This window comes from Kocuria sp. U4B (assembly GCF_054875615.1).
This window is the reverse complement of sequence record NZ_CM142180.1, coordinates 727,069-744,770: the sequence shown is the minus strand read 5'-3', so window position 1 is coordinate 744,770 and position 17,702 is coordinate 727,069. Positions and strand designations below refer to the sequence as shown.

Genomic DNA, 17,702 nt, shown 5'->3' with positions numbered 1-17,702 from the left:
GCAGCCCTTCGGGGCCGCCGGGCCGTGCGCTGTTCCGGACCCGGCGGCCCCGGCCGTGTCCGGGGGCGCTCCGCGGGGAAACTACACTGTACGGGTGCCGCCTCCGCTCGGGGGGCGGACCGGCAACAGCAGATCGGAAGGTCATGAGCAGCGCACTGCACATCACGGGCGGGGTCCCCCTCTCCGGACAGGTCACCGTGCGAGGTGCCAAGAACCTCGTTCCCAAGGCCATGGTGGCCGCCCTCCTGGGATCGACGCCCTCCACCCTGGCCAACGTGCCGGAGATCAAGGACGTCCAGGTCGTCACCAACCTGCTGTCGCTGCACGGCGTGGAGGTGGGCCGGGAGGACGGCGTCCTCACCCTCGACCCCTCGAACGTCACCACGGCGCGGCACGCGGACATCGACGCCCACGCCGGGGACTCCCGGATCCCGATCCTGCTGTGCGGGCCCCTGCTGCACGCCCTCGGCGAGGCGTTCATCCCCGACCTCGGCGGCTGCAAGATCGGCGACCGGCCGATCAACTACCACCTCGACGTGCTGCGCCACTTCGGCGCCCGGGTCGAGAAGCTCGCCAACGGCATCCGGATGAGCGCCCCCCACGGGCTCACCGGCGCCAAGGTCGAGCTGCCCTACCCCTCCGTCGGCGCGACCGAGCAGGTGCTGCTCACCGCGACCCGCGCGGAGGGCCACACCGAGCTGCGCGGCGCGGCCACCGAGCCCGAGATCATGGACCTCATCGCCATCCTGCAGAAGATGGGCGCCATCATCACCGTGCAGACCGACCGGGTGATCCGGATCGAGGGCGTGCCCGAGCTCACTGGCTACCGCCACCGGGCGATGCCCGACCGGATCGAGGCGGCCTCCTGGGGCTCCGCGGCCCTCGCCACCGGCGGCGACATCTTCGTCGCCGGCGCCCGGCAGTCCGACATGATGACCTTCCTCAACACCTTCCGGAAGATCGGCGGCGGCCTCGACATCACCGAGGACGGCATCCGCTTCTTCCACCCCGGCGGGGACCTCAACCCGCTGATCGTGGAGACCGACGTCCACCCCGGCTTCATGACCGACTGGCAGCAGCCCCTCGTCGTCGCCCTGACGCAGGCCAAGGGCGTGTCCATCGTCCACGAGACGGTCTACGAGAACCGCTTCGGCTTCACCGGGGCGCTCAACCGGATGGGCGCCACCATCCAGCTGCACCGCGAGTGCCTGGGCTCCGTGCCCTGCCGGTTCGGGCAGCGCAACTTCGTGCACTCCGCCGTGATCTCCGGGCCCACCCCGCTGCGGGCCTCCGAGATCAACATCCCCGACCTGCGCGGCGGCTTCTCGCACCTCATCGCGGCCATGGCCGCCGCGGGCACCTCCCACGTGACCGGCGTGGAGCTCATCAAGCGCGGCTACGAGCACTTCACCGACAAGCTGACGGGGCTCGGGGCGTCGTTCGAGCTCGACGGCGAGTGAGCCGGTCCCGCCGATGAGCCGCACCTCCGACCGCAGCCTCTTCCGCGTCCTGGCCGGCGTGGTGAAGCCGGTGTACCGGCTGGTCGCCCGGATCAGCTGGACGGGGGAGGAGCACTTCCCCGCGGAGGGCGGGTTCGTCGTGGTGGCCAACCACCTCACCGAGCTGGACCCCCTCACGCTCGCCCTGACCCTCTACGACAACGGGATCATGCCCCGGTTCCTCGCGAAGGAGTCGCTGTTCCGCGCCCCCGTGCTCGGGACGGTGCTGCGGGCGACCGGCCAGGTGCCGGTGCTGCGCGGCACCGCCGACGCCGCGGCCGCGCTCACGGCCGCCCGGGCGGAGCTCGAGTCCGGCGGGGCGGTCGTCGTCTACCCCGAGGGCACCCTGACCCTCGACCCCGAGCAGTGGCCGATGGCCGGGCGCACCGGGGCGGCGCGCCTGGCCCTCGCCACGGGCCTGCCGGTCGTGCCCGTCGCGCACTGGGGCGACCAGGAGGTGCTCGGCCGCGACCCCTCGGGGAAGCGCTCCGTGCGCCTGTTCCCCCGCCGGGAGGTGCGGGTGCGGATCGGCCCGCCCGTGGACCTGTCCCCGTGGCGCGACGACGTCCCGGAGCTGGAGCACCCCGCGGGGACCGACCGCGCCCGGCTGGAGGACGCCACCGAGGCGATCATGCGCGCCGTCACCGCCGAGCTCGCCGTGCTGCGCGGCGCCGAGGCCCCGCCCCGGCCGTGGGACCGCCGCCGAGGAGGACGACTGTGACCGGGGCCGACGCCGTGCCGGGCACCCTGCCGGCCGCCCGGTCCGCAGCCGGCCCCCGGAAGGCCGCCGTCCTGGGCGCCGGCTCCTGGGGGACCACCTTCGCGAAGCTGCTCGCCGACAGCGCGCGGGAGACCGCCCACGCCCGCCAGGAGCCTCTCGCGCGCACCGTGGTGCTCTGGGGTCGCGACGCCGCCGCCATGGACCACGTCGCGCGCACCCACGTCAACGACCGCTACGTCCCCGGGATCCGGCTGCCCGAGCGGCTGGCCGTCACGGGGGACCTCGCCGCCGCGGTGCGGGGCGCGGACCTCGTGGTCCTCGCCGTGCCCGCCCAGTCGCTGCGCGCCCAGCTGCCGGCCGTGGCCGCGCTCATCGACCCGGACGCCGTCGTCCTGTCGCTGGCCAAGGGCCTCGAACGGGACACCGGGCTGCGGATGAGCGAGGTCATCGCCGAGGAGCTCGGGCGGGACACGGGCCTGGGCGCCGAGCACTGGCGGGCGCGCACGGGCGTGCTCTCCGGGCCGAACCTGGCCATGGAGATCGCCGAGGAGCAGCCCACGGCCTCCGTCGTGGCCGCCTCCGACCCCGCCCTCGCCGCCTGGGTGGCCCGCGCCTGCCGCACCCGCTACTTCCGCCCGTACACCAACACCGACGTGGTGGGCACGGAGGTCGGCGGCGTGGTGAAGAACGTCATCGGCCTGGCCGTGGGCATCGCCGACGGCCGCCACTTCGGGGAGAACTCGAAGGCGTCCATCATCACCCGCGGGCTCGCCGAGACCACCCGCCTCGCCCTGGCCCTCGGTGGCCGGCTGGAGACCCTCTCCGGGCTGGCCGGGATGGGGGACCTCGTGGCCACGTGCTCCTCCCCGCTGTCCCGCAACCGCACCGCGGGCCGGCTGCTGGGCCTCGGCAAGACGATGGCCGAGGTGGAGGAGGAGATGACCCAGACCGCGGAGGGCATCAAGTCCGCGCCCGCCGTGCTCGCCCTGGCCCGCGGGCACGGCGTCGACATGCCCATCACCGAGGCCGTGGTCGCGGTCCTGCGGGAGGAGATCGACGTCGACGACCTGGCCCCGCTGCTGCTGGGCCGCGAACTCAAAGCCGAAGGAACCGATTCATGACCCCCCACACCTTCCCGGTGCCGGACACCGCCGCCCGCCCCTGCGTCGCCGTGCTCTTCGGCGGGCGCTCCAGCGAGCACTCCATCTCCCTCATCACGGCCCGCGGCGTGCTCCAGGCCATCGACCGGCGGAAGTGGGACGTCGTCACCGTGGGCATCGCCACCTCCGGGGAGTGGTTCCTGTACCCGCAGGAGGAGCTCGAGCGGCTGCTCGAGCAGAGCCCGATCGCGGAGCTGCCCGTGGGCGAGGAGCGCGTGAGCCTGCCCCTGGAGGTGGGGGAGAGCGAGCTGCTCGTCCGCCAGGCCGGCCCCTGCGGGGAGACGGTCACCCGCGACCGACACATCGACGTGGTCCTGCCCCTGCTGCACGGGCCCTTCGGCGAGGACGGCACCCTGCAGGGCCTGCTCGAGCTCGCCGACCTGCGCTACGTCGGCTGCGGGGTCACCGCCTCGGCGATGGGCATGGACAAGCACTTCATGAAGCTCGCCTTCGAGGCCGCCGGCCTGACGGTCGGGCCCTACGCCGTCGTCACCGACCGCCAGTGGCGGCGCGACCCCGAGGACGTGCGCGCCCGGATCGCGGCGCTCGGCTTCCCGGTGTTCGTCAAGCCCGCCCGCGCCGGGTCCTCGTTCGGGATCACCAAGGTGGACGGGCCCGAGGGCCTCGACGCCGCGATCGACGCCGCGCGCGAGCACGACCGGAAGCTCGTGGTCGAGGCCGGCATCCCGGGCCGGGAGATCGAGTGCTCCGTGCTCCAGGGCCGCGGCACGGACCCGGCCCGCACCTCGATGCCCGGGGAGATCGAGATCGTCGACGAGCACGCCTTCTACGACTTCGAGGCGAAGTACGTCTCCCAGGCCTCCGCGAAGCTCAGCTGCCCCGCGGAGCTGCCCCAGGAGGCCGTCGACGCCATCCGCGCCGACGCGGTCACCGCCTTCGAGGCGCTCGACGGCGAGGGCCTGTGCCGCGCCGACTTCTTCTACACCCCCGACGGGCGCGTGGTGATCAACGAGGTGAACACGATGCCCGGGTTCACCCCGATCTCGATGTACCCGCGGATGTGGGCGGAGTCCGGTCTCCCCTACGGGCAGCTGATCGACGAGCTACTCACCCTCGCCCTGGAGCGGCCGGTCGGCCTGCGCTGACCGGCCGGCGCCGGCGGGTGCCGCCGGCCGGGAGGACCGGTGCTCGGCGCCGCCCGCCGGGGCCCTGGCCGGCGTGGCGGGACGCGCGTATCGTGGACGGAGGTCGAGCAGGGGCCGTGGGACACCGCATGCGACGAAGGATGCTCTCATGGACCACAAGCTCTCCGTGCTCGTCCAGGTCGACCTCGACGGCCACGACGTGCGCCTGTTCGTCACCGGATGCCTGACCGAGGTCAACCAGCACGCTCTCTACCCCCTGATCCGCCGCGCCAGGACGCTGATCCCCCCGGTGACGGTCAGCGTGGACCTCACCGCCGCCGAGCACGTGGAGGCGATCGCGGTGGACCTGCTCCGCTGGGCGGTCGACCACGACGCCGGCATGGAGGGGGCCAGCCCGGTGGAGCTGCTCACCCCGACCGGGCTGCCCGACCACCCGCCCGCGCCGGCCCGGATCACCCACCACCTGCGGGCCCCGGGATGGGCGCCGGCGTGAGCGGGCGGTCCCGCGGGGGTGTCCGGCCGTGACCCGGGCGCGGGCACCGCGTCAGAGCCCCTCGAGGGTGTCCTGCAGGTCGAGGCACTGCCGCTCGGCCGGGATCTGCCCCACGGCCGAGCCGAGCTCCACCAGCAGGGTCGAGGAGGCGACCGCGTCGCTGTCGAAGACCACCTCGACCGCGGGGTCCCGCCCGAAGGTCGTCGCCGTCCAGGTGGCCCCGCCCTCCTCGTCCTGGCGGATCAGCCAGTCCACACCGTTCACGGACGAGCACGGGTCCGTGGTCGGCCCGGGCGGGGCGACCCCGCAGCGCACGACCGCCGCGGTGGGCTCCCCGTAGGCCGTCGTGCCCTGGCTCGTGGTCTCCCGCTGCCCGTGCTCGCCGACGACCTCGGGCATCGCCACCATCGCCGCCGCGCACCCGGGGTCGGCGGCGTTCTCGGCGGGATCCACGCTCACGGCGGGGGTGCAGCCGGTGAGGACGGCGGCCAGGGCGCCCGCGGCGAGCAGGGCGCGGGCAGGGCAGGGGAGGGGGTGCGAGGGCATGCCCCCAGCGTAATCCGGGCCCGGACCCCCGTACCGCGTCCGGGGCCCTCGTTAGGATGGCGCCATGATCCGACCCCCAGCGGACCCGCCCCCGCCGTCCCCGTCCCGCGACGCGAGCGCGGCCGCCACCGTCGGGGACCTCTCGGAGGCCGAGCTGCTGGAGCGGGTGCTGCCCCTGCTCGTGCGCCCCGCCGACCGGCACGTGCTGCTCGGGCCCGGGGACGACTGCGCGGTGGTCGCCGCCCCCGACGGGCGCTTCGTCGTCACCACCGACACCCAGGTCCAGGACCAGGACTTCCGCCTGTCCTGGCCCAGCGGCGTGGTCACGACCGGCTTCGACACCGGGGTGAAGTGCGCGGCCCAGAACCTCGCCGACGTCGCGGCGATGGGCGCGGTGCCCACGGCCGTCGTCGTCTCCCTCACCCTGCCGCCGGAGACCCCCGTGTCCTGGCCCGAGGACTTCGCCCGCGGCCTCACCGCCGGGTTCGCGGCCATGGGGGCGGACCGCTGCTCCGTGGTCGGCGGGGACCTCGGCGCCGGCCGCGAGCTGTCCGTCACCGCGACCGTGACGGGGGACCTCGAGGGGCGGGAGCCCGTGCGCCGCTCCGGGGCGGGCGCGGGCGGGGTGCTCGCCCTCGCCGGGTCCACGGGCCGCGCGGCGGCCGGCGTGGCGCTGCTCGACGACCCCCGCTACCGCCCCGGCGCCGATTCCGCCCTCGACGAGCTCGCCCGGGCGCAGCTGCGGCCCTGCCCGCCCGTGCCCGCCGGTCCCGCGGCCGCCCGCGCGGGGGCCGCGGCCATGATCGACCTCTCCGACGGCCTGCTGCGCGACGCCGGGCGGATCGGCGCCGCGAGCGGCGTCGTCGTCGACCTCGACGGCGCGGCCGTGGCCGCGCTCGCCGAGCCGCTGCGCCCGGCCGCCCGGCTGCTGGGCACGGACCCGCGGACCTGGGCGCTGACGGGGGGCGAGGACCACGGGCTGCTCGCGGTGTTTCCACAGGCCACCCCGCTGCCGGAGGGGTTCCGTGCGATAGGCTCGTGTGCGCCCGCGCCTCCCGCGCACGACGGCCCCCATCCCCGGGTGCTGCTCGACGGACGAGCGCCTGACCTCGCCCTCGGGCGCCGGATCGGCGAAGGATGGGATCACTTTGCACCATAGGATCGGCTCGAACGCGGTCGTCATGCGGCGGTGGCTCGACCTGGCCCACCGCGAGCTCGTGCGGCACAGCCCCGTCCTCGACGCCCTCAACGTCTTCCCGGTCGCGGACTCCGACACCGGGACGAACCTGTCCGCCACCGTGCGCGCCGCCGCCGAGGCCGCCGCGGTGATCGAGACGGGCGACGTCGGGGAGCTGCTCGCCCTCGCCGGCCAGGCGGCGATGGAGGAGGCCCGCGGCAACTCCGGCAGCCTCTTCTCCGTGTTCCTCACAGCCGTCGGCAAGTCCCTCGAGGGGCAGACGCGGCTGACCGCCGAGACGGTCCGGCTCGCCCTGCACGCTGGCCACGTGCGCGCCTGGAGCGTGCTCTCCGACCCGGTGGGCGGGACCCTGCTCTCCGTGCTCGAGGCGGTCGCCGCCGTGCCCGTGCCCGCGGAGGTCGAGGCCGGGTCCAACCAGCAGCTCAAGGACTTCCTGCACGCGGTCGACGGCGCCGCGCGCGCCGCGGTGCTCGCCACCCCGGAGCAGCTGGAGGTCCTGCGCGAGACCGGCACGGTCGACGCCGGGGCCCTGGGCATGCTCATCGTCTTCGACACCCTCGCGCGCACCGTGGGCGGCGACGACCCCGAGGACGCCGCCGCGCTGGACCGGCTGCTCGCCTCCGCCGCCGCGCAGACCCTGCGCCCCCTCGACGCCCCGCACGCGGTGCACGGGGGCGTCGAGGTGATGTGCACCGTCGAGCTGTCCCCGCTGGACGCCGCCGAGCTGCGCCACGAGCTCAGCGAGGTGGGCACCAGCGTGATCATGAGCGCCGTGACCGAGTCCGGGGACGCCTACCGCTGGCGCGTGCACGTGCACGTCGGGCGCCCGGAGGACGCGCTGGCCGTGATCGGCGCCCGGGGCGAGCCCCTCAACCTGTCGGTGACGTCCCTGTCCGAGCCGTCCCAGGCGTCCGGGACGTCGCGGGCCGACGGCCGCGCGGGATGAGGTCCGGCTGAGATGACCCGGTCCCCCGGCGCCGGGGCGTTCCCCGGCCCCCTCTCCGAGCTCGACCAGCCGCTGGCCCGGCTGCTGGGCCGGTCCACGGCCGACCAGCTCGCCCGGCAGCTCGGCGTGAGCACGATCGGCCAGCTGCTCGACTACTTCCCGCGCAAGTACATGCCCCGCGGCGAGCTCACCCCCTTCTCGGAGCTGCGCATCGACCAGCAGGTGACCATCGTGGCCGAGGTCGTCCACGCGTCCACCCGCCAGATGCGCTCCCGGCGCGGGTCCATCACCGACGTCGTGATCACCGACCGCGCCTCCTCCGACCCCCACCGCCTCTTCGAGGACGGGGACCCCGGCCCGGGACGGACCATGCGGCTGAGCTTCTTCAACGCGTGGACCGCCGCCAAGGACCTGCCCCCGGGCACGCACGCCCTGTTCTCCGGGAAGGTCGGGCTCTACAACGGCTCCGTCTCCATGACCAACCCGCACTACGCCATCCTCGACCCGGACGCCCCCGAGGCGGGGGAGTCCGCCGAGGAGCGGGCGGGCCGGCCCATCCCGATCTACCCGGCCACCGCCAAGCTGACCACGGACAAGATCGCCCGCGCCGTGCACTCCCTGCTGCCGGTCGTGGACTTCGGCGCCGTCCCGGACCCCCTCCCGGAGGACATCCGGGCGCGGGAGCGGCTGATGGGCCTCGAGGAGGCCTACCGGCAGATCCACCGCCCGCGCGACACCCGCGCCCACGGCGAGGCGCGCCGCCGCTTCCGCTACCAGGAGGCGTTCCTGCTCCAGTGCGCGCTCGCCCGCCGCCGGATCGAGCTCGCCGCCCACCCCACCACGGCCCGCCGCGGGGCCCCCGGCGGGCTGCTGGGCCGGTTCGACGCCGCCCTGCCGTTCGAGCTCACCGCCGGCCAGCGCGCCGTGGGCGCGGAGCTCGCGGCCGAGCTCGCCGGCACCCACCCCATGAACCGGCTGCTGCAGGGCGACGTCGGCGCGGGCAAGACCCTCGTGGCGCTGCGGGCCATGCTCCAGGTCGTGGACTCGGGCGCGCAGGCCGCGCTGCTCGCGCCCACCGAGGTGCTCGCCGCCCAGCACCAGGGCTCCGTGCTGCGCTCGCTGGGTCCCCTCGGCCGCGGCGGACAGCTGGACGGCGACCCCGACGGCACCCAGGTCGTGCTCCTCACGGGATCCATGGGCGCCGCCGCCCGCAAGCGCGCGCTGCTGCAGATCGCCTCCGGCGAGGCCGGGATCGTCATCGGCACCCACGCCCTGCTCTCCGAGGTCGTGCAGTTCGCGGACCTCGGCCTGGTGGTCGTGGACGAGCAGCACCGCTTCGGCGTCGAGCAGCGGGACCGGCTGCGGGACAAGGCCGGGCGCCCGCCGCACCTGCTGGTGATGACCGCCACGCCCATCCCGCGCACCGTGGCCATGACCGTCTTCGGGGACCTCGACGTCTCGGTCCTCGACCAGCTCCCCGCCGGGCGGCAGCCGATCACGACCCACACGGTGGGCCTCGTCGAGCACCCCGGGTGGGAGCAGCGGCTGTGGCGCCGCGCCCGGGAGGAGATCGACGCCGGCCGGCAGGTCTACGTCGTGGCCCCCAAGATCGGCGACGACGACGAGCCCGCCCCGTTCTCCTCCCTCGCCGAGTCCGCCCTCGCGGCCGCGACCGAGGACGAGGCCGAGGCGGCGATGGCCTCCGTGACCTGGCTCGCCGAGCTCGTCGCGCACGAGCCGGCCCTGCAGGGCGTCCGGGCCGAGGTCCTGCACGGGCGCCTCGACCCCGCCGAGAAGTCCCGGGTGATGCAGGAGTTCGCGGACGGCGCCGTCCAGCTGCTCGTGTGCACCACGGTGGTCGAGGTGGGCGTCGACGTCCCGAACGCCACGCTGATGGTCATCGTCGACGCCGACCGCTTCGGGATCTCCCAGCTGCACCAGCTGCGCGGGCGGATCGGGCGCGGCGGCCACGCGGGGACGTGCCTGCTCGTCACCCGCCGCCCGGCGGAGCACCCGTCCCGGGAGCGGATCGACGTGGTGGCCGGGTCCACCGACGGCTTCGAGCTCGCCCGCGCGGACCTCGAGCTGCGCCGGGAGGGCGACATCCTGGGCGCCGCGCAGTCCGGGGGCCGCTCGACCCTGCGGCTGCTGCGGGCCCTCGACGACGCCGAGCTCATCGAGCGCGCCCGCCGGGACGCCGTGACGATCCTCGGCGAGGACCCGCAGCTGCTGGAGCACCCCGAGCTCGCCGAGGCCATCGAGCGCTACCTCGACCCGGACGCCGAGGCGTTCCTGGACCGGGGATGACGGGGATGAGAGGAGCCGCACCGTGAGCAGGATCGTCGCCGGGGCCGCCGGCGGACTGCGGCTGCAGTCCGTGCCGGGCCAGGGCACCCGGCCCACCACCGACCGCGTCAAGGAGTCGCTCTTCGCCCGGCTCGAGGCCTGGGACATGCTCGAGGGCACCCGGGTCCTCGACCTCTTCGCGGGCTCGGGGGCCCTGGGCTGCGAGGCCGCGAGCCGCGGCGCCGCCGCCGTGACCCTCGTGGAGCGCCACGCCCCGGCGGTGCGGGTCTGCCGGGCCAACGCCGCGGTGGTCCACCGGGCGCTGGGGCGCGACGGCGTCGTGGCGGTCCGGCAGGGCTCCGTCCGGGGCTACCTGGCCGAGCCCGGCGAGGGCCCGTGGGACCTCGTGCTCGCCGACCCGCCCTACCCGCTGCCCGAGCCCGAGCTCGCGCAGACGCTCGCGCTGCTGGCCGGGCGGCTGCGGGAGGGGGGCGTCGTCGTCGTCGAGCGCTCCTCCCGCTCCCCGGAGCCGGCCTGGCCCCCGGGGCTGCGCCGCTTCGAGCACCGGCGCCACGGCGAGACGACCACGTGGTTCGCCGAGCCCGACGAGGCCGACCCGGGCGACGAGGGCGGCGACACGGCCGGCTGAGCCGAAGCCGGCTGCGGGGAGGCCGCACGCCGACCCGGCACACTGAATACCGCACACCGAACGAACGGAGACAAGGTTCATGAAGATCACGGTTCTGGGCACGGGCTACCTGGGGGCCACGCACGCCGCGTCGATGGCGGAGATGGGCTTCGAGGTGCTGGGGCTGGACGTCGACCCGGCGAAGGTCGACGCGCTGTCCCGCGGCGAGCTGCCGTTCCACGAGCCGGGTCTGGGCGAGCTGCTGCGCAAGCACGTCGGCACCGGCCGGCTGCGCTTCACCACGAGCTACGAGGAGGCCGGGGCCTTCGGCGACGTCCACTTCGTGGGCGTGGGCACCCCGCAGCGCCCCGGCGGGTTCGCCGCGGACATGCGCTACGTGGACGCCGCCGTCGGCTCGATCGCCGCCGCCGCCACGCGCGACTGCGTGATCGCGGGCAAGTCCACGGTCCCCGTCGGCTCCGCCCGGCGCCTGGCCGACCTCGCGAAGGCCTCGGCCCGGGCGGGCGTGAACGTGGACCTCGTGTGGAACCCCGAGTTCCTGCGCGAGGGCTACGCCGTGGAGGACACCCTCTCCCCGGACCGGATGGTGCTCGGCGTGGACGGCGGCGCGGGGGAGGCCGTGATGCGTCAGGTCTACTCGCGCCAGCTCGGCGCGGGCGTGCCGCTGATCGTCACCGACTACGAGACCGCCGAGCTGGTCAAAGTCGCCGCCAACGCGTTTTTGGCCACGAAGATCTCCTTCATCAACGCCCTGTCGGAGCTCACCGAGGTCGTCGGCGGGGACATCCGCACGCTGGCCGACGCCATCGGCCTCGACGACCGGATCGGGCGGAAGTTCCTCAACGCCGGCGTCGGCTTCGGCGGCGGCTGCCTGCCCAAGGACATCCGGGCGCTGCGCGCGCGGGCCGCCGAGCTGGGCGTGGAGCAGTCCGTGCGCTTCCTCGCCGAGGTCGACGACGTCAACGTCCGACGCCGCGAGGCCACCGTCCAGGCCGTCACCACGATGCTCGGCGGCTCCGTGGTCGGCAAGCACGTGGCCGTGCTCGGGGCCGCCTTCAAGCCGGACTCCGACGACGTGCGCGACTCCCCGGCCCTGGACATCGCCGCACGCCTGCACTCGATCGGGGCCGAGGTCGCCGTGTACGACCCGAAGGCGAACGCCAACGCGGCCCAGCGCTACCCGCGCCTGGACTACGTCGACTCGCTGGAGGCCGCCGTCACGGGCGCGGAGGTCGTCGTGCTGCTCACGGAGTGGGCCGAGTTCAAGGCGATGACCCCCGAGCAGCTGGACCCGCTCGTGGCCGCCCCCCAGATCCTCGACGGGCGCAACGTCCTGTGCCCGGAGCGCTGGGAGGCCGCCGGCTTCACCTACCGGGCGCTGGGCCGCCGCGCGGTGCCCGCCTGAGCCGCCGGGGTCCCCGCGGCGGCCGGGAATAGGACGGGCCGGCTCCGCCTTGAACGGGTCAGTGATGTATCAACATCAGTCGTCGCGCCGCCGCCCGGGCACCCGCCGCGGGCGGCGGCCCCTCCCGGAAAGGCAGTGGTCATGGACCGGACAGCGGAGCACACCTACACCCTCGCCGTGCTGAGCGCGGGGCTCGGGGAGCCCTCGAGCACCCGCATGCTCGCCGACGTCCTCGCCGCCGCGACCGCGGACGCGCTGCGCGAGCGCGGCCACCGCGTGCGGACCGAGGTCGTCGAGCTGCGGGAGCGGGCGGTGGACATCGCCCACGCCTTCGTCACCGGCTTCCCGGCCCCCGCGCTGCAGGACGCGCTCGGGACGGTGCTGGACGCCGACGGGCTCGTGGCCGTGACCCCGGTGTTCAGCGCCTCGTACTCGGGGCTGTTCAAGTCCTTCTTCGACGTCGTGGAGCACCGGGCGCTCGCCGGCAAGCCCGCGCTCGCCGGCGCGACCGGCGGCACGGAGCGGCACTCGCTGGTGCTCGAGCACGCCGTGCGGCCCCTGTTCTCCTACCTCGGCCTGCAGACCGCGCCCACGGCGGTCTACGCGGCCCCGGACGACTGGGGCCGGGGCCGCGGGCCGGAGGGCGCCCTGCAGGAGCGGGCGCGGCGGGCGGGGACGGAGCTGGCGGAGCTGATGCTCCGGCGCGGCCCGGCCCGCCGGGCCGACACCGTGGGGGAGTCGCTGCCCTTCGAGCAGCTCCTCGCCAACGTCTCCCCGCGCTGACACTCCCGCGGGCCGATCTCCCCCGCGGGCCCGGCGGGGCCGGGCGCGCTGCGCGGCCGGCCCCGCCGGGCGACCCGGGCCTCAGTCCCCGTAGTGCTCGAAGATCAGGTCGTCGGTGTTCTTGTCCAGCTGCATGGAGCTGCTGTGCTGGATGAGGCGGGCCACGGTGCTGGCCTCGCTCTCCGGGACGACGAGCAGGTACTCCTCCACGCCGTCGTCGAGGGTGAGCTCGAACGTGTACGCCCCCGAGTCCCCGTCCCCCGTGCTGCTGCGGATCACGTCCACGTTCGTGACCCGGCGGATGTTCTTGCCCTGACCGGCCGGCATGATGCCTCCTTCGGAAAGTGCCCCCTGTCCGAGGCCGGGCCCGCGCCCGGAGGACCGGGTCCGCGCTGCCGCCTCGGCTGTCGAGGGCGGCCCCGCGGGACCGCCCGCCCGCACCGGTGCGCCGCTTCCTCGCCCGCCGCGGGTGAGCCTCACGCTAGCCACCGGCCCCGCCCGTGCCAACGGTGCCGGCGGTGCTTACGGTGTGTGACGGGCGCGGGCCCGCACCGCCGGGCCCGGCGGTGCGGGCTCAGGCCCGCAGGCGGCCCGCGGCCTGCTCGAGGACCTCGGTGCGCTTGCAGAACGAGAAGCGCATCCACGGGGCGTACATCTCCCGCTGCCCGGGCGAGCACAGGGCCGTGACGGGGATGCCGACCACGCCGGCCCGCTCGGCGAGCAGCGGGGCGAGCGCCGCCGCGTCCGCCACGCCGTGGCGCGCGCACAGCCCGCCGACGTCGGCCACGACGAAGAAGCTGCCCTGCGGCTCGTACGCGTGGGCCCCCGCCGCGGCCAGGCCCTCGAGCAGCACGTCGCGGCGCCGCCGGTAGTCCTCGCGCAGCCCGTCGTAGAAGGCGTCGGGCAGGCGCAGGGCCGCGGCCGTGCCGGTCTGCAGGGGCGTGGGCGCGCTGTAGGTGAGGTAGCCCTTCGTGGCCCGCACCGCCCGGACCAGCTCCGCGGGGCCCGTCACCCACCCGACCCGCCAGCCCGTGGCCGAGAACGTCTTGCCCACCGAGGAGACGGTCAGGGTGCGCTCCGCCGCGCCGGGCAGGGCGGCCAGGGGGCGGTGGCGGCCCGTGTAGCGCAGGTGCTCGTAGACCTCGTCGGTGACCACCAGGCAGTCGTGCTCCGCGGCGAGCGCGGCCACGCGGGCGAGCATGGCGTCGTCGAGGACGGTGCCCGTGGGGTTGTGCGGGTCGTTGAGGAGCACCATGCGGGTGCGGGGGCCGAAGGCCGCCGCGAGGCGGTCCGGGTCGGGGGTGAAGTGCGGGGGCTCGAGCGGGACCGTGACCAGCCGGGCGCCGGCGAACTCCACGACCGCGCCGTAGAGGTCGTAGCACGGCTCGAACGTCACGACCTCGTCGCCGGGGCGCAGGAACGCGAGCAGGCTCGCGGCCAGGCCCTCCGACGCGCCCACGGTGACGACGACGTCGGTGGCGGGGTCCAGCTCGATGCCGTAGAAGCGGCGCTGGTGCTCGGCGACGGCCTCCCGCAGGGCGGGCAGGCCCGCCACGGGGGTGTACTGGTTGCCGCCCCCGCGCAGGGCGGCGGCCGCGGCGTCGAGCATCTCCGGCGGCCCGTCCACGTCGGGGAAGCCCTGGCCGAGGTTGATCGCCCCCGTGCGCCCGGCGAGCACGGACATCTCCTCGAAGATCGTCGAGGACGGCACCCCGGCGCTGTCGAGCAGCCCGCCGCCGTGGGCGATGCGCTCCCAGGGGAGGCGGGCGAGGTCCGGGGCGGCGGTGGTGTCGCGGGCGTCCATGCGGGCCAGTCTAGGCCGCGGCCCCCGGGCGGGGCGCGGCGGCCGCGCCCCTAGGATGGGGCGCATGCACCGCGCCATCTGCCCCGGCTCCTTCGACCCCATCCACCACGGCCACGTGGAGGTCGTCGCGCGCGCGGCGGCCCTGTTCGACGAGGTCGTGGTCGCCGTCTCGACGAACCCGCACAAGCGCTACCGCTTCGACCAGCGCCAGCGCCTGGCCCTGGCCGAGGAGAGCCTCGCCGGGATCGCGGGAGTCGTCGTCGAGCCCATGGGGGAGGGGCTGCTCGCGGAGTACGCGGCGCGCCGCGGGGCCGTGGCGCTCGTCAAGGGCCTGCGCTCGGGTGAGGACTACGCCTACGAGGTGCCCATGTCCACCATGAACCGCCACCTCGGCGGCGTGGAGACCGTCTTCCTGCCGGGCGACCCCCGCTTCCTGCACGTGTCCTCGACCCTGGTCAAGGAGGTCCAGGGCCTGGGCGGGGACGTCGCGCCGTTCGTGCCGGCCCCCGTGCTGCGGGCCCTCGGGGGCTGAGCCCCGCCGGGGCGCCCCGGCGCGCCCGGGGCCGGGCCCGTTTGAGTAGGGGAGGGGCGGCGCGCTAACATGGTCTGTCGGTCAGAATTTCACCAGGAGTTTGTCATCAGCCGCGAGAACAGTTCGCCCCTCATCATCGGTGTCAGGGACCTCGAGCACCGCCCGGGGACCATGCGAACCCTGGACGGAGTTGTGCCCGCGCCGAAGAACTTCGGCAACGCACTCATCGGCGCCCCGGAGGGCTCCGACATCGATCTGAACCTCCGGCTGGAGTCCGTCCACGACGGGATCCTGGTCTCCGGCACCGCTGTCGTCGCCATCCACGGCGAGTGCAGCCGGTGCCTCGACCCGATCGACTACGATCTGGACGTCGACGTGCAAGAGCTCTACCTCTTCGACGCCACCACCGTTGGTGGGGAGACCGTCGAGGACGACCAGATGTATGAAGTTCAGGACGAGACGATCGACCTCGAACCCATGCTTCGGGACGCAGTGATCACCCAGCTGCCGTTCCAACCGGTGTGCCGGGAGGACTGCCAGGGGTTGTGCGCCCAGTGCGGCGCGCGCCTGGAGGACGACCCGGAACACCACCACGAGGTGCTCGATCCTCGCTGGAGCGCCCTGTCCGGGCTGCTCGAGCAGGACACCTCGACCGAGACGACCGAACCGAGAGAAGAGAGATAGCCGTGGCTGTTCCCAAGCGGAAGATGTCCCGTGCCAACACCCGTGCACGCCGTTCCCAGTGGAAGGCGACCGCGCCGAAGCTGGTCAAGACCGTCGAGAACGGCAAGGTCACCTACAGCCTGCCGCACCAGGCCAAGGTCGTGACCGACTCCGCCGGGACCGCGCTGTTCCTGGAGTACAAGGGCCGCAAGGTGGCCGACGCCTGACCACGGTGAACCCCACCGCGAACCCTCAGGAGCTGCTGGAGCGTCTCGGCGTCGACATCGACGCCGAGACGCTCCGTCTTGCCCTCACGCACCGCTCCTACGCCTACGAGCACGAGGGGCAGGGCCACAACGAGCGCCTGGAGTTCCTCGGCGACTCGGTGCTCGGCCTCGCCGTCACCGACGAGATCTTCCACCGGTACCCGGACGACTCCGAGGGCAGCCTCGCGAAGATCCGCTCGGCCGTGGTGAGCACCCGCACGCTCGCGGAGCTCGCGCGCTCCCTCGGCGTCGGCCCGCACATCCGCCTGGGCAAGGGCGAGGTCCGGACCCACGGCCACGAGAAGGCCTCGATCCTCGCCGACACCATGGAGGCGCTGATCGGCGCCGTCTACGTGTGCTCGGGCCTGGAGCCCGCCCGCGCGTTCGTGCTGCGCCTGGTGGTGCCGCTGCTCGAGGACGGCTTCGTCGTCACCGAGGGCCGGGACTGGAAGACCGAGATCCAGGAGCTCGCCGCGGCCCGCGGCCTCGGCGGCGTCCGCTACGACGTGGAGGGCACCGGCCCCGACCACGACCGGCGCTACGAGGCCCACCTGCTGATCAGCGGCCAGGACTACGGCACCGGCACCGGGACCACGAAGAAGGAGGCCGAGCGCTCCGCCGCCGCGCAGGCCTACGCGGCGCTGGCCGCCCGCAGCGGTGTCTGAGCCCGCCCCCGGGCCCCGGAGGACCCGTGCCTGAGCTGCCCGAGGTGGAGGTCGTCCGCGGCGGTGTGGAGCGCTGGGTGGTGGGCCGCCGGATCGAGGCCGTGCAGGTGCTCGATCCCCGCTCCGTGCGCCGCCACGAGGCCGGCCCCGTCTCCTTCGCCCAGGAGCTCGACGGCGCCGTGGTCGCCGACGCGGTGCGCCGCGGCAAGTTCCTGTGGCTGCCGCTCACCGGGGCCGCCGGGCGGACCCCGCAGGAGGCGCTGCTCGTCCACCTTGGGATGAGCGGGCAGCTGCTGGTCAAGGACCCCGGGTTGCCCGACGAGAAGCACCTGAAGGTGCGGCTGAGCCTGTCCGAGCGCCCCGGCACGCCGTCCGAGCTGCGCTTCGTGGACCAGCGGATCTTCGGCGGCATGGTCCTGGACGCGCTGGTGCCCACCGGCGACGGCGCCCCCGGCGGCCGCTGCGCCACGGACGTGCCCCTCGTGCCGGCGCGCGCCGCGCACATCGCCCGCGACCCCCTGGACCCCGCGTTCGACGCCGACGGCCTCCACGACCGGCTGCGCCGGCGCCGCACCGGGCTCAAGCGGGCGCTGCTGGACCAGTCGCTGGTCTCCGGGATCGGCAACATCTACGCCGACGAGGCGCTGTGGCAGGCGCGCCTGCACTGGGCCCGGCCCACGGACACCCTGCGCCGGACCGAGACGCACCGGGTGCTCGACGCGGCCCGCGCCGTGATGGAGCGCGCCCTCGCGGCCGGCGGGACGAGCTTCGACTCCCTCTACGTCAACGTCAACGGCGAGTCCGGGTACTTCTCCCGCTCCCTCAACGCCTACGGGCAGGCGGGCCGGCCGTGCCCGCGCTGCGCGGCCGAGGGGCGCACCGCGCTGATCGTGCGGGAGCAGTTCATGAACCGCTCGTCCTACCGCTGCCCGCACTGCCAGCGCACCCCGCGCAACGCCCGGTTCTGAGCCGGGGCCCGG

At 74.9% G+C, this 17,702-nt stretch carries 19 protein-coding genes; 16 read left to right on the top strand and 3 right to left on the bottom strand.

Annotated features, from left to right (window positions below; all coding sequences use genetic code 11):
• Positions 1-143 precede the first annotated feature (143 nt).
• From murA to ACYSMR_RS03460, 5 genes are all read left to right on the top strand, one after another.
• Positions 144-1,460, top strand: coding sequence for a UDP-N-acetylglucosamine 1-carboxyvinyltransferase (gene murA, locus ACYSMR_RS03480; RefSeq protein ID WP_251331912.1), 1,317 nt, complete (start codon positions 144-146; stop codon positions 1,458-1,460).
• Positions 1,461-1,473: 13 nt separating this feature from the next.
• Complete coding sequence (locus tag ACYSMR_RS03475) at positions 1,474-2,220, top strand: lysophospholipid acyltransferase family protein (RefSeq protein ID WP_251331911.1); 747 nt, start codon at positions 1,474-1,476, stop codon at positions 2,218-2,220.
• Positions 2,217-3,341 (top strand): NAD(P)H-dependent glycerol-3-phosphate dehydrogenase, encoded by a 1,125-nt coding sequence (locus tag ACYSMR_RS03470; RefSeq protein ID WP_375142372.1) that lies wholly within the window; start codon positions 2,217-2,219, stop codon positions 3,339-3,341. The genes ACYSMR_RS03475 and ACYSMR_RS03470 overlap by 4 nt, the downstream gene beginning before the upstream one ends.
• The gene (locus tag ACYSMR_RS03465) at positions 3,338-4,486 is read left to right on the top strand and encodes a D-alanine--D-alanine ligase family protein (RefSeq protein ID WP_309125063.1); all 1,149 of its coding nucleotides are present in this window, start codon (positions 3,338-3,340) and stop codon (positions 4,484-4,486) included. Before ACYSMR_RS03470 ends, ACYSMR_RS03465 begins: the two co-directional genes overlap by 4 nt.
• Positions 4,487-4,634: 148 nt before the next feature.
• On the top strand, positions 4,635-4,979 hold the full coding sequence (locus ACYSMR_RS03460) for a hypothetical protein (protein WP_309125064.1): 345 nt from the start codon (positions 4,635-4,637) through the stop codon (positions 4,977-4,979).
• Positions 4,980-5,030: 51 nt separating this feature from the next.
• On the opposite strand, the gene ACYSMR_RS03455 is transcribed toward ACYSMR_RS03460, so the two are convergent.
• The gene (locus ACYSMR_RS03455) at positions 5,031-5,525 is read right to left on the bottom strand and encodes a DUF3515 family protein (RefSeq protein ID WP_461747392.1); all 495 of its coding nucleotides are present in this window, start codon (positions 5,523-5,525) and stop codon (positions 5,031-5,033) included.
• 64 nt (positions 5,526-5,589) lie between these two features.
• Here ACYSMR_RS03455 and thiL point away from each other — a divergent pair, with 64 nt between their 5' ends.
• The 6 genes from thiL to ACYSMR_RS03425 all read left to right on the top strand — a co-directional run bounded on the left by thiL (position 5,590) and on the right by ACYSMR_RS03425 (position 12,792).
• On the top strand, positions 5,590-6,684 hold the full coding sequence (thiL, locus tag ACYSMR_RS03450; protein WP_251331907.1) for a thiamine-phosphate kinase: 1,095 nt from the start codon (positions 5,590-5,592) through the stop codon (positions 6,682-6,684).
• Positions 6,674-7,669 (top strand): DAK2 domain-containing protein, encoded by a 996-nt coding sequence (locus tag ACYSMR_RS03445; RefSeq protein ID WP_461747391.1) that lies wholly within the window; start codon positions 6,674-6,676, stop codon positions 7,667-7,669. Before thiL ends, ACYSMR_RS03445 begins: the two co-directional genes overlap by 11 nt.
• Before the next feature lie 12 nt (positions 7,670-7,681).
• A complete protein-coding gene (locus ACYSMR_RS03440; protein ID WP_461747390.1) occupies positions 7,682-9,976 on the top strand; it encodes an ATP-dependent DNA helicase RecG in 2,295 nt (764 codons plus the stop codon).
• Positions 9,977-9,998: 22 nt separating this feature from the next.
• Positions 9,999-10,604 carry a 16S rRNA (guanine(966)-N(2))-methyltransferase RsmD gene (gene rsmD, locus ACYSMR_RS03435; protein ID WP_461747389.1) on the top strand — a complete coding sequence of 202 codons (606 nt, stop codon included), beginning with the start codon at positions 9,999-10,001 and terminating at the stop codon, positions 10,602-10,604.
• 79 nt (positions 10,605-10,683) lie between these two features.
• On the top strand, positions 10,684-12,009 hold the full coding sequence (locus ACYSMR_RS03430; protein WP_461747388.1) for a UDP-glucose dehydrogenase family protein: 1,326 nt from the start codon (positions 10,684-10,686) through the stop codon (positions 12,007-12,009).
• 141 nt (positions 12,010-12,150) lie between these two features.
• Positions 12,151-12,792 (top strand): FMN reductase, encoded by a 642-nt coding sequence (locus tag ACYSMR_RS03425; RefSeq protein WP_461747387.1) that lies wholly within the window; start codon positions 12,151-12,153, stop codon positions 12,790-12,792.
• 81 nt (positions 12,793-12,873) lie between these two features.
• Here the strand turns inward: ACYSMR_RS03425 and ACYSMR_RS03420 are convergent, their stop codons facing one another.
• A complete protein-coding gene (locus tag ACYSMR_RS03420; RefSeq protein ID WP_251331902.1) occupies positions 12,874-13,119 on the bottom strand; it encodes a hypothetical protein in 246 nt (81 codons plus the stop codon).
• A gap of 247 nt (positions 13,120-13,366) precedes the next feature.
• The gene (locus ACYSMR_RS03415; RefSeq protein ID WP_461747386.1) at positions 13,367-14,596 is read right to left on the bottom strand and encodes an aminotransferase class I/II-fold pyridoxal phosphate-dependent enzyme; all 1,230 of its coding nucleotides are present in this window, start codon (positions 14,594-14,596) and stop codon (positions 13,367-13,369) included.
• 64 nt (positions 14,597-14,660) lie between these two features.
• Between ACYSMR_RS03415 and coaD the strand changes: the two genes are divergently transcribed.
• The 5 genes from coaD (at position 14,661) to mutM (ending at position 17,690) form a co-directional block, all read left to right on the top strand.
• A complete protein-coding gene (coaD, locus tag ACYSMR_RS03410) occupies positions 14,661-15,128 on the top strand; it encodes a pantetheine-phosphate adenylyltransferase (RefSeq protein ID WP_461747385.1) in 468 nt (155 codons plus the stop codon).
• A gap of 171 nt (positions 15,129-15,299) precedes the next feature.
• Positions 15,300-15,812 carry a YceD family protein gene (locus ACYSMR_RS03405; RefSeq protein ID WP_375142399.1) on the top strand — a complete coding sequence of 171 codons (513 nt, stop codon included), beginning with the start codon at positions 15,300-15,302 and terminating at the stop codon, positions 15,810-15,812.
• Between the two features lie 2 nt (positions 15,813-15,814).
• Positions 15,815-16,018: a 50S ribosomal protein L32 gene (gene rpmF / locus ACYSMR_RS03400; protein ID WP_031282896.1), complete on the top strand. Its 204-nt coding sequence runs from the start codon at positions 15,815-15,817 to the stop codon at positions 16,016-16,018.
• A 5-nt stretch (positions 16,019-16,023) separates the two neighbouring features.
• Entirely contained in the window at positions 16,024-16,722 is a 699-nt protein-coding gene (rnc, locus tag ACYSMR_RS03395) for a ribonuclease III (RefSeq protein ID WP_251331898.1), read from the top strand.
• Positions 16,723-16,748: 26 nt separating this feature from the next.
• A complete protein-coding gene (mutM, locus tag ACYSMR_RS03390) occupies positions 16,749-17,690 on the top strand; it encodes a bifunctional DNA-formamidopyrimidine glycosylase/DNA-(apurinic or apyrimidinic site) lyase (protein WP_461747384.1) in 942 nt (313 codons plus the stop codon).
• The last annotated feature ends 12 nt before the right edge of the window (positions 17,691-17,702 follow it).

What these genes read in the sequence shown, in the direction of transcription:
- murA (WP_251331912.1), top strand. Translation starts at nt 144, where the DNA reads ATGAGCAGCGCACTGCACATCACGGGCGGGGTCCCCCTCTCCGGACAG.
- ACYSMR_RS03475 (WP_251331911.1), top strand. Translation starts at nt 1,474, where the DNA reads ATGAGCCGCACCTCCGACCGCAGCCTCTTCCGCGTCCTGGCCGGCGTG.
- ACYSMR_RS03465 (WP_309125063.1), top strand. Translation starts at nt 3,338, where the DNA reads ATGACCCCCCACACCTTCCCGGTGCCGGACACCGCCGCCCGCCCCTGC.
- ACYSMR_RS03460 (WP_309125064.1), top strand. Translation starts at nt 4,635, where the DNA reads ATGGACCACAAGCTCTCCGTGCTCGTCCAGGTCGACCTCGACGGCCAC.
- ACYSMR_RS03455 (WP_461747392.1), bottom strand. Translation starts at nt 5,525, where the DNA reads ATGCCCTCGCACCCCCTCCCCTGCCCTGCCCGCGCCCTGCTCGCCGCG.
- thiL (WP_251331907.1), top strand. Translation starts at nt 5,590, where the DNA reads ATGATCCGACCCCCAGCGGACCCGCCCCCGCCGTCCCCGTCCCGCGAC.
- ACYSMR_RS03440 (WP_461747390.1), top strand. Translation starts at nt 7,682, where the DNA reads ATGACCCGGTCCCCCGGCGCCGGGGCGTTCCCCGGCCCCCTCTCCGAG.
- ACYSMR_RS03430 (WP_461747388.1), top strand. Translation starts at nt 10,684, where the DNA reads ATGAAGATCACGGTTCTGGGCACGGGCTACCTGGGGGCCACGCACGCC.
- ACYSMR_RS03425 (WP_461747387.1), top strand. Translation starts at nt 12,151, where the DNA reads ATGGACCGGACAGCGGAGCACACCTACACCCTCGCCGTGCTGAGCGCG.
- ACYSMR_RS03420 (WP_251331902.1), bottom strand. Translation starts at nt 13,119, where the DNA reads ATGCCGGCCGGTCAGGGCAAGAACATCCGCCGGGTCACGAACGTGGAC.
- ACYSMR_RS03415 (WP_461747386.1), bottom strand. Translation starts at nt 14,596, where the DNA reads ATGGACGCCCGCGACACCACCGCCGCCCCGGACCTCGCCCGCCTCCCC.
- coaD (WP_461747385.1), top strand. Translation starts at nt 14,661, where the DNA reads ATGCACCGCGCCATCTGCCCCGGCTCCTTCGACCCCATCCACCACGGC.
- ACYSMR_RS03405 (WP_375142399.1), top strand. Translation starts at nt 15,300, where the DNA reads ATGCGAACCCTGGACGGAGTTGTGCCCGCGCCGAAGAACTTCGGCAAC.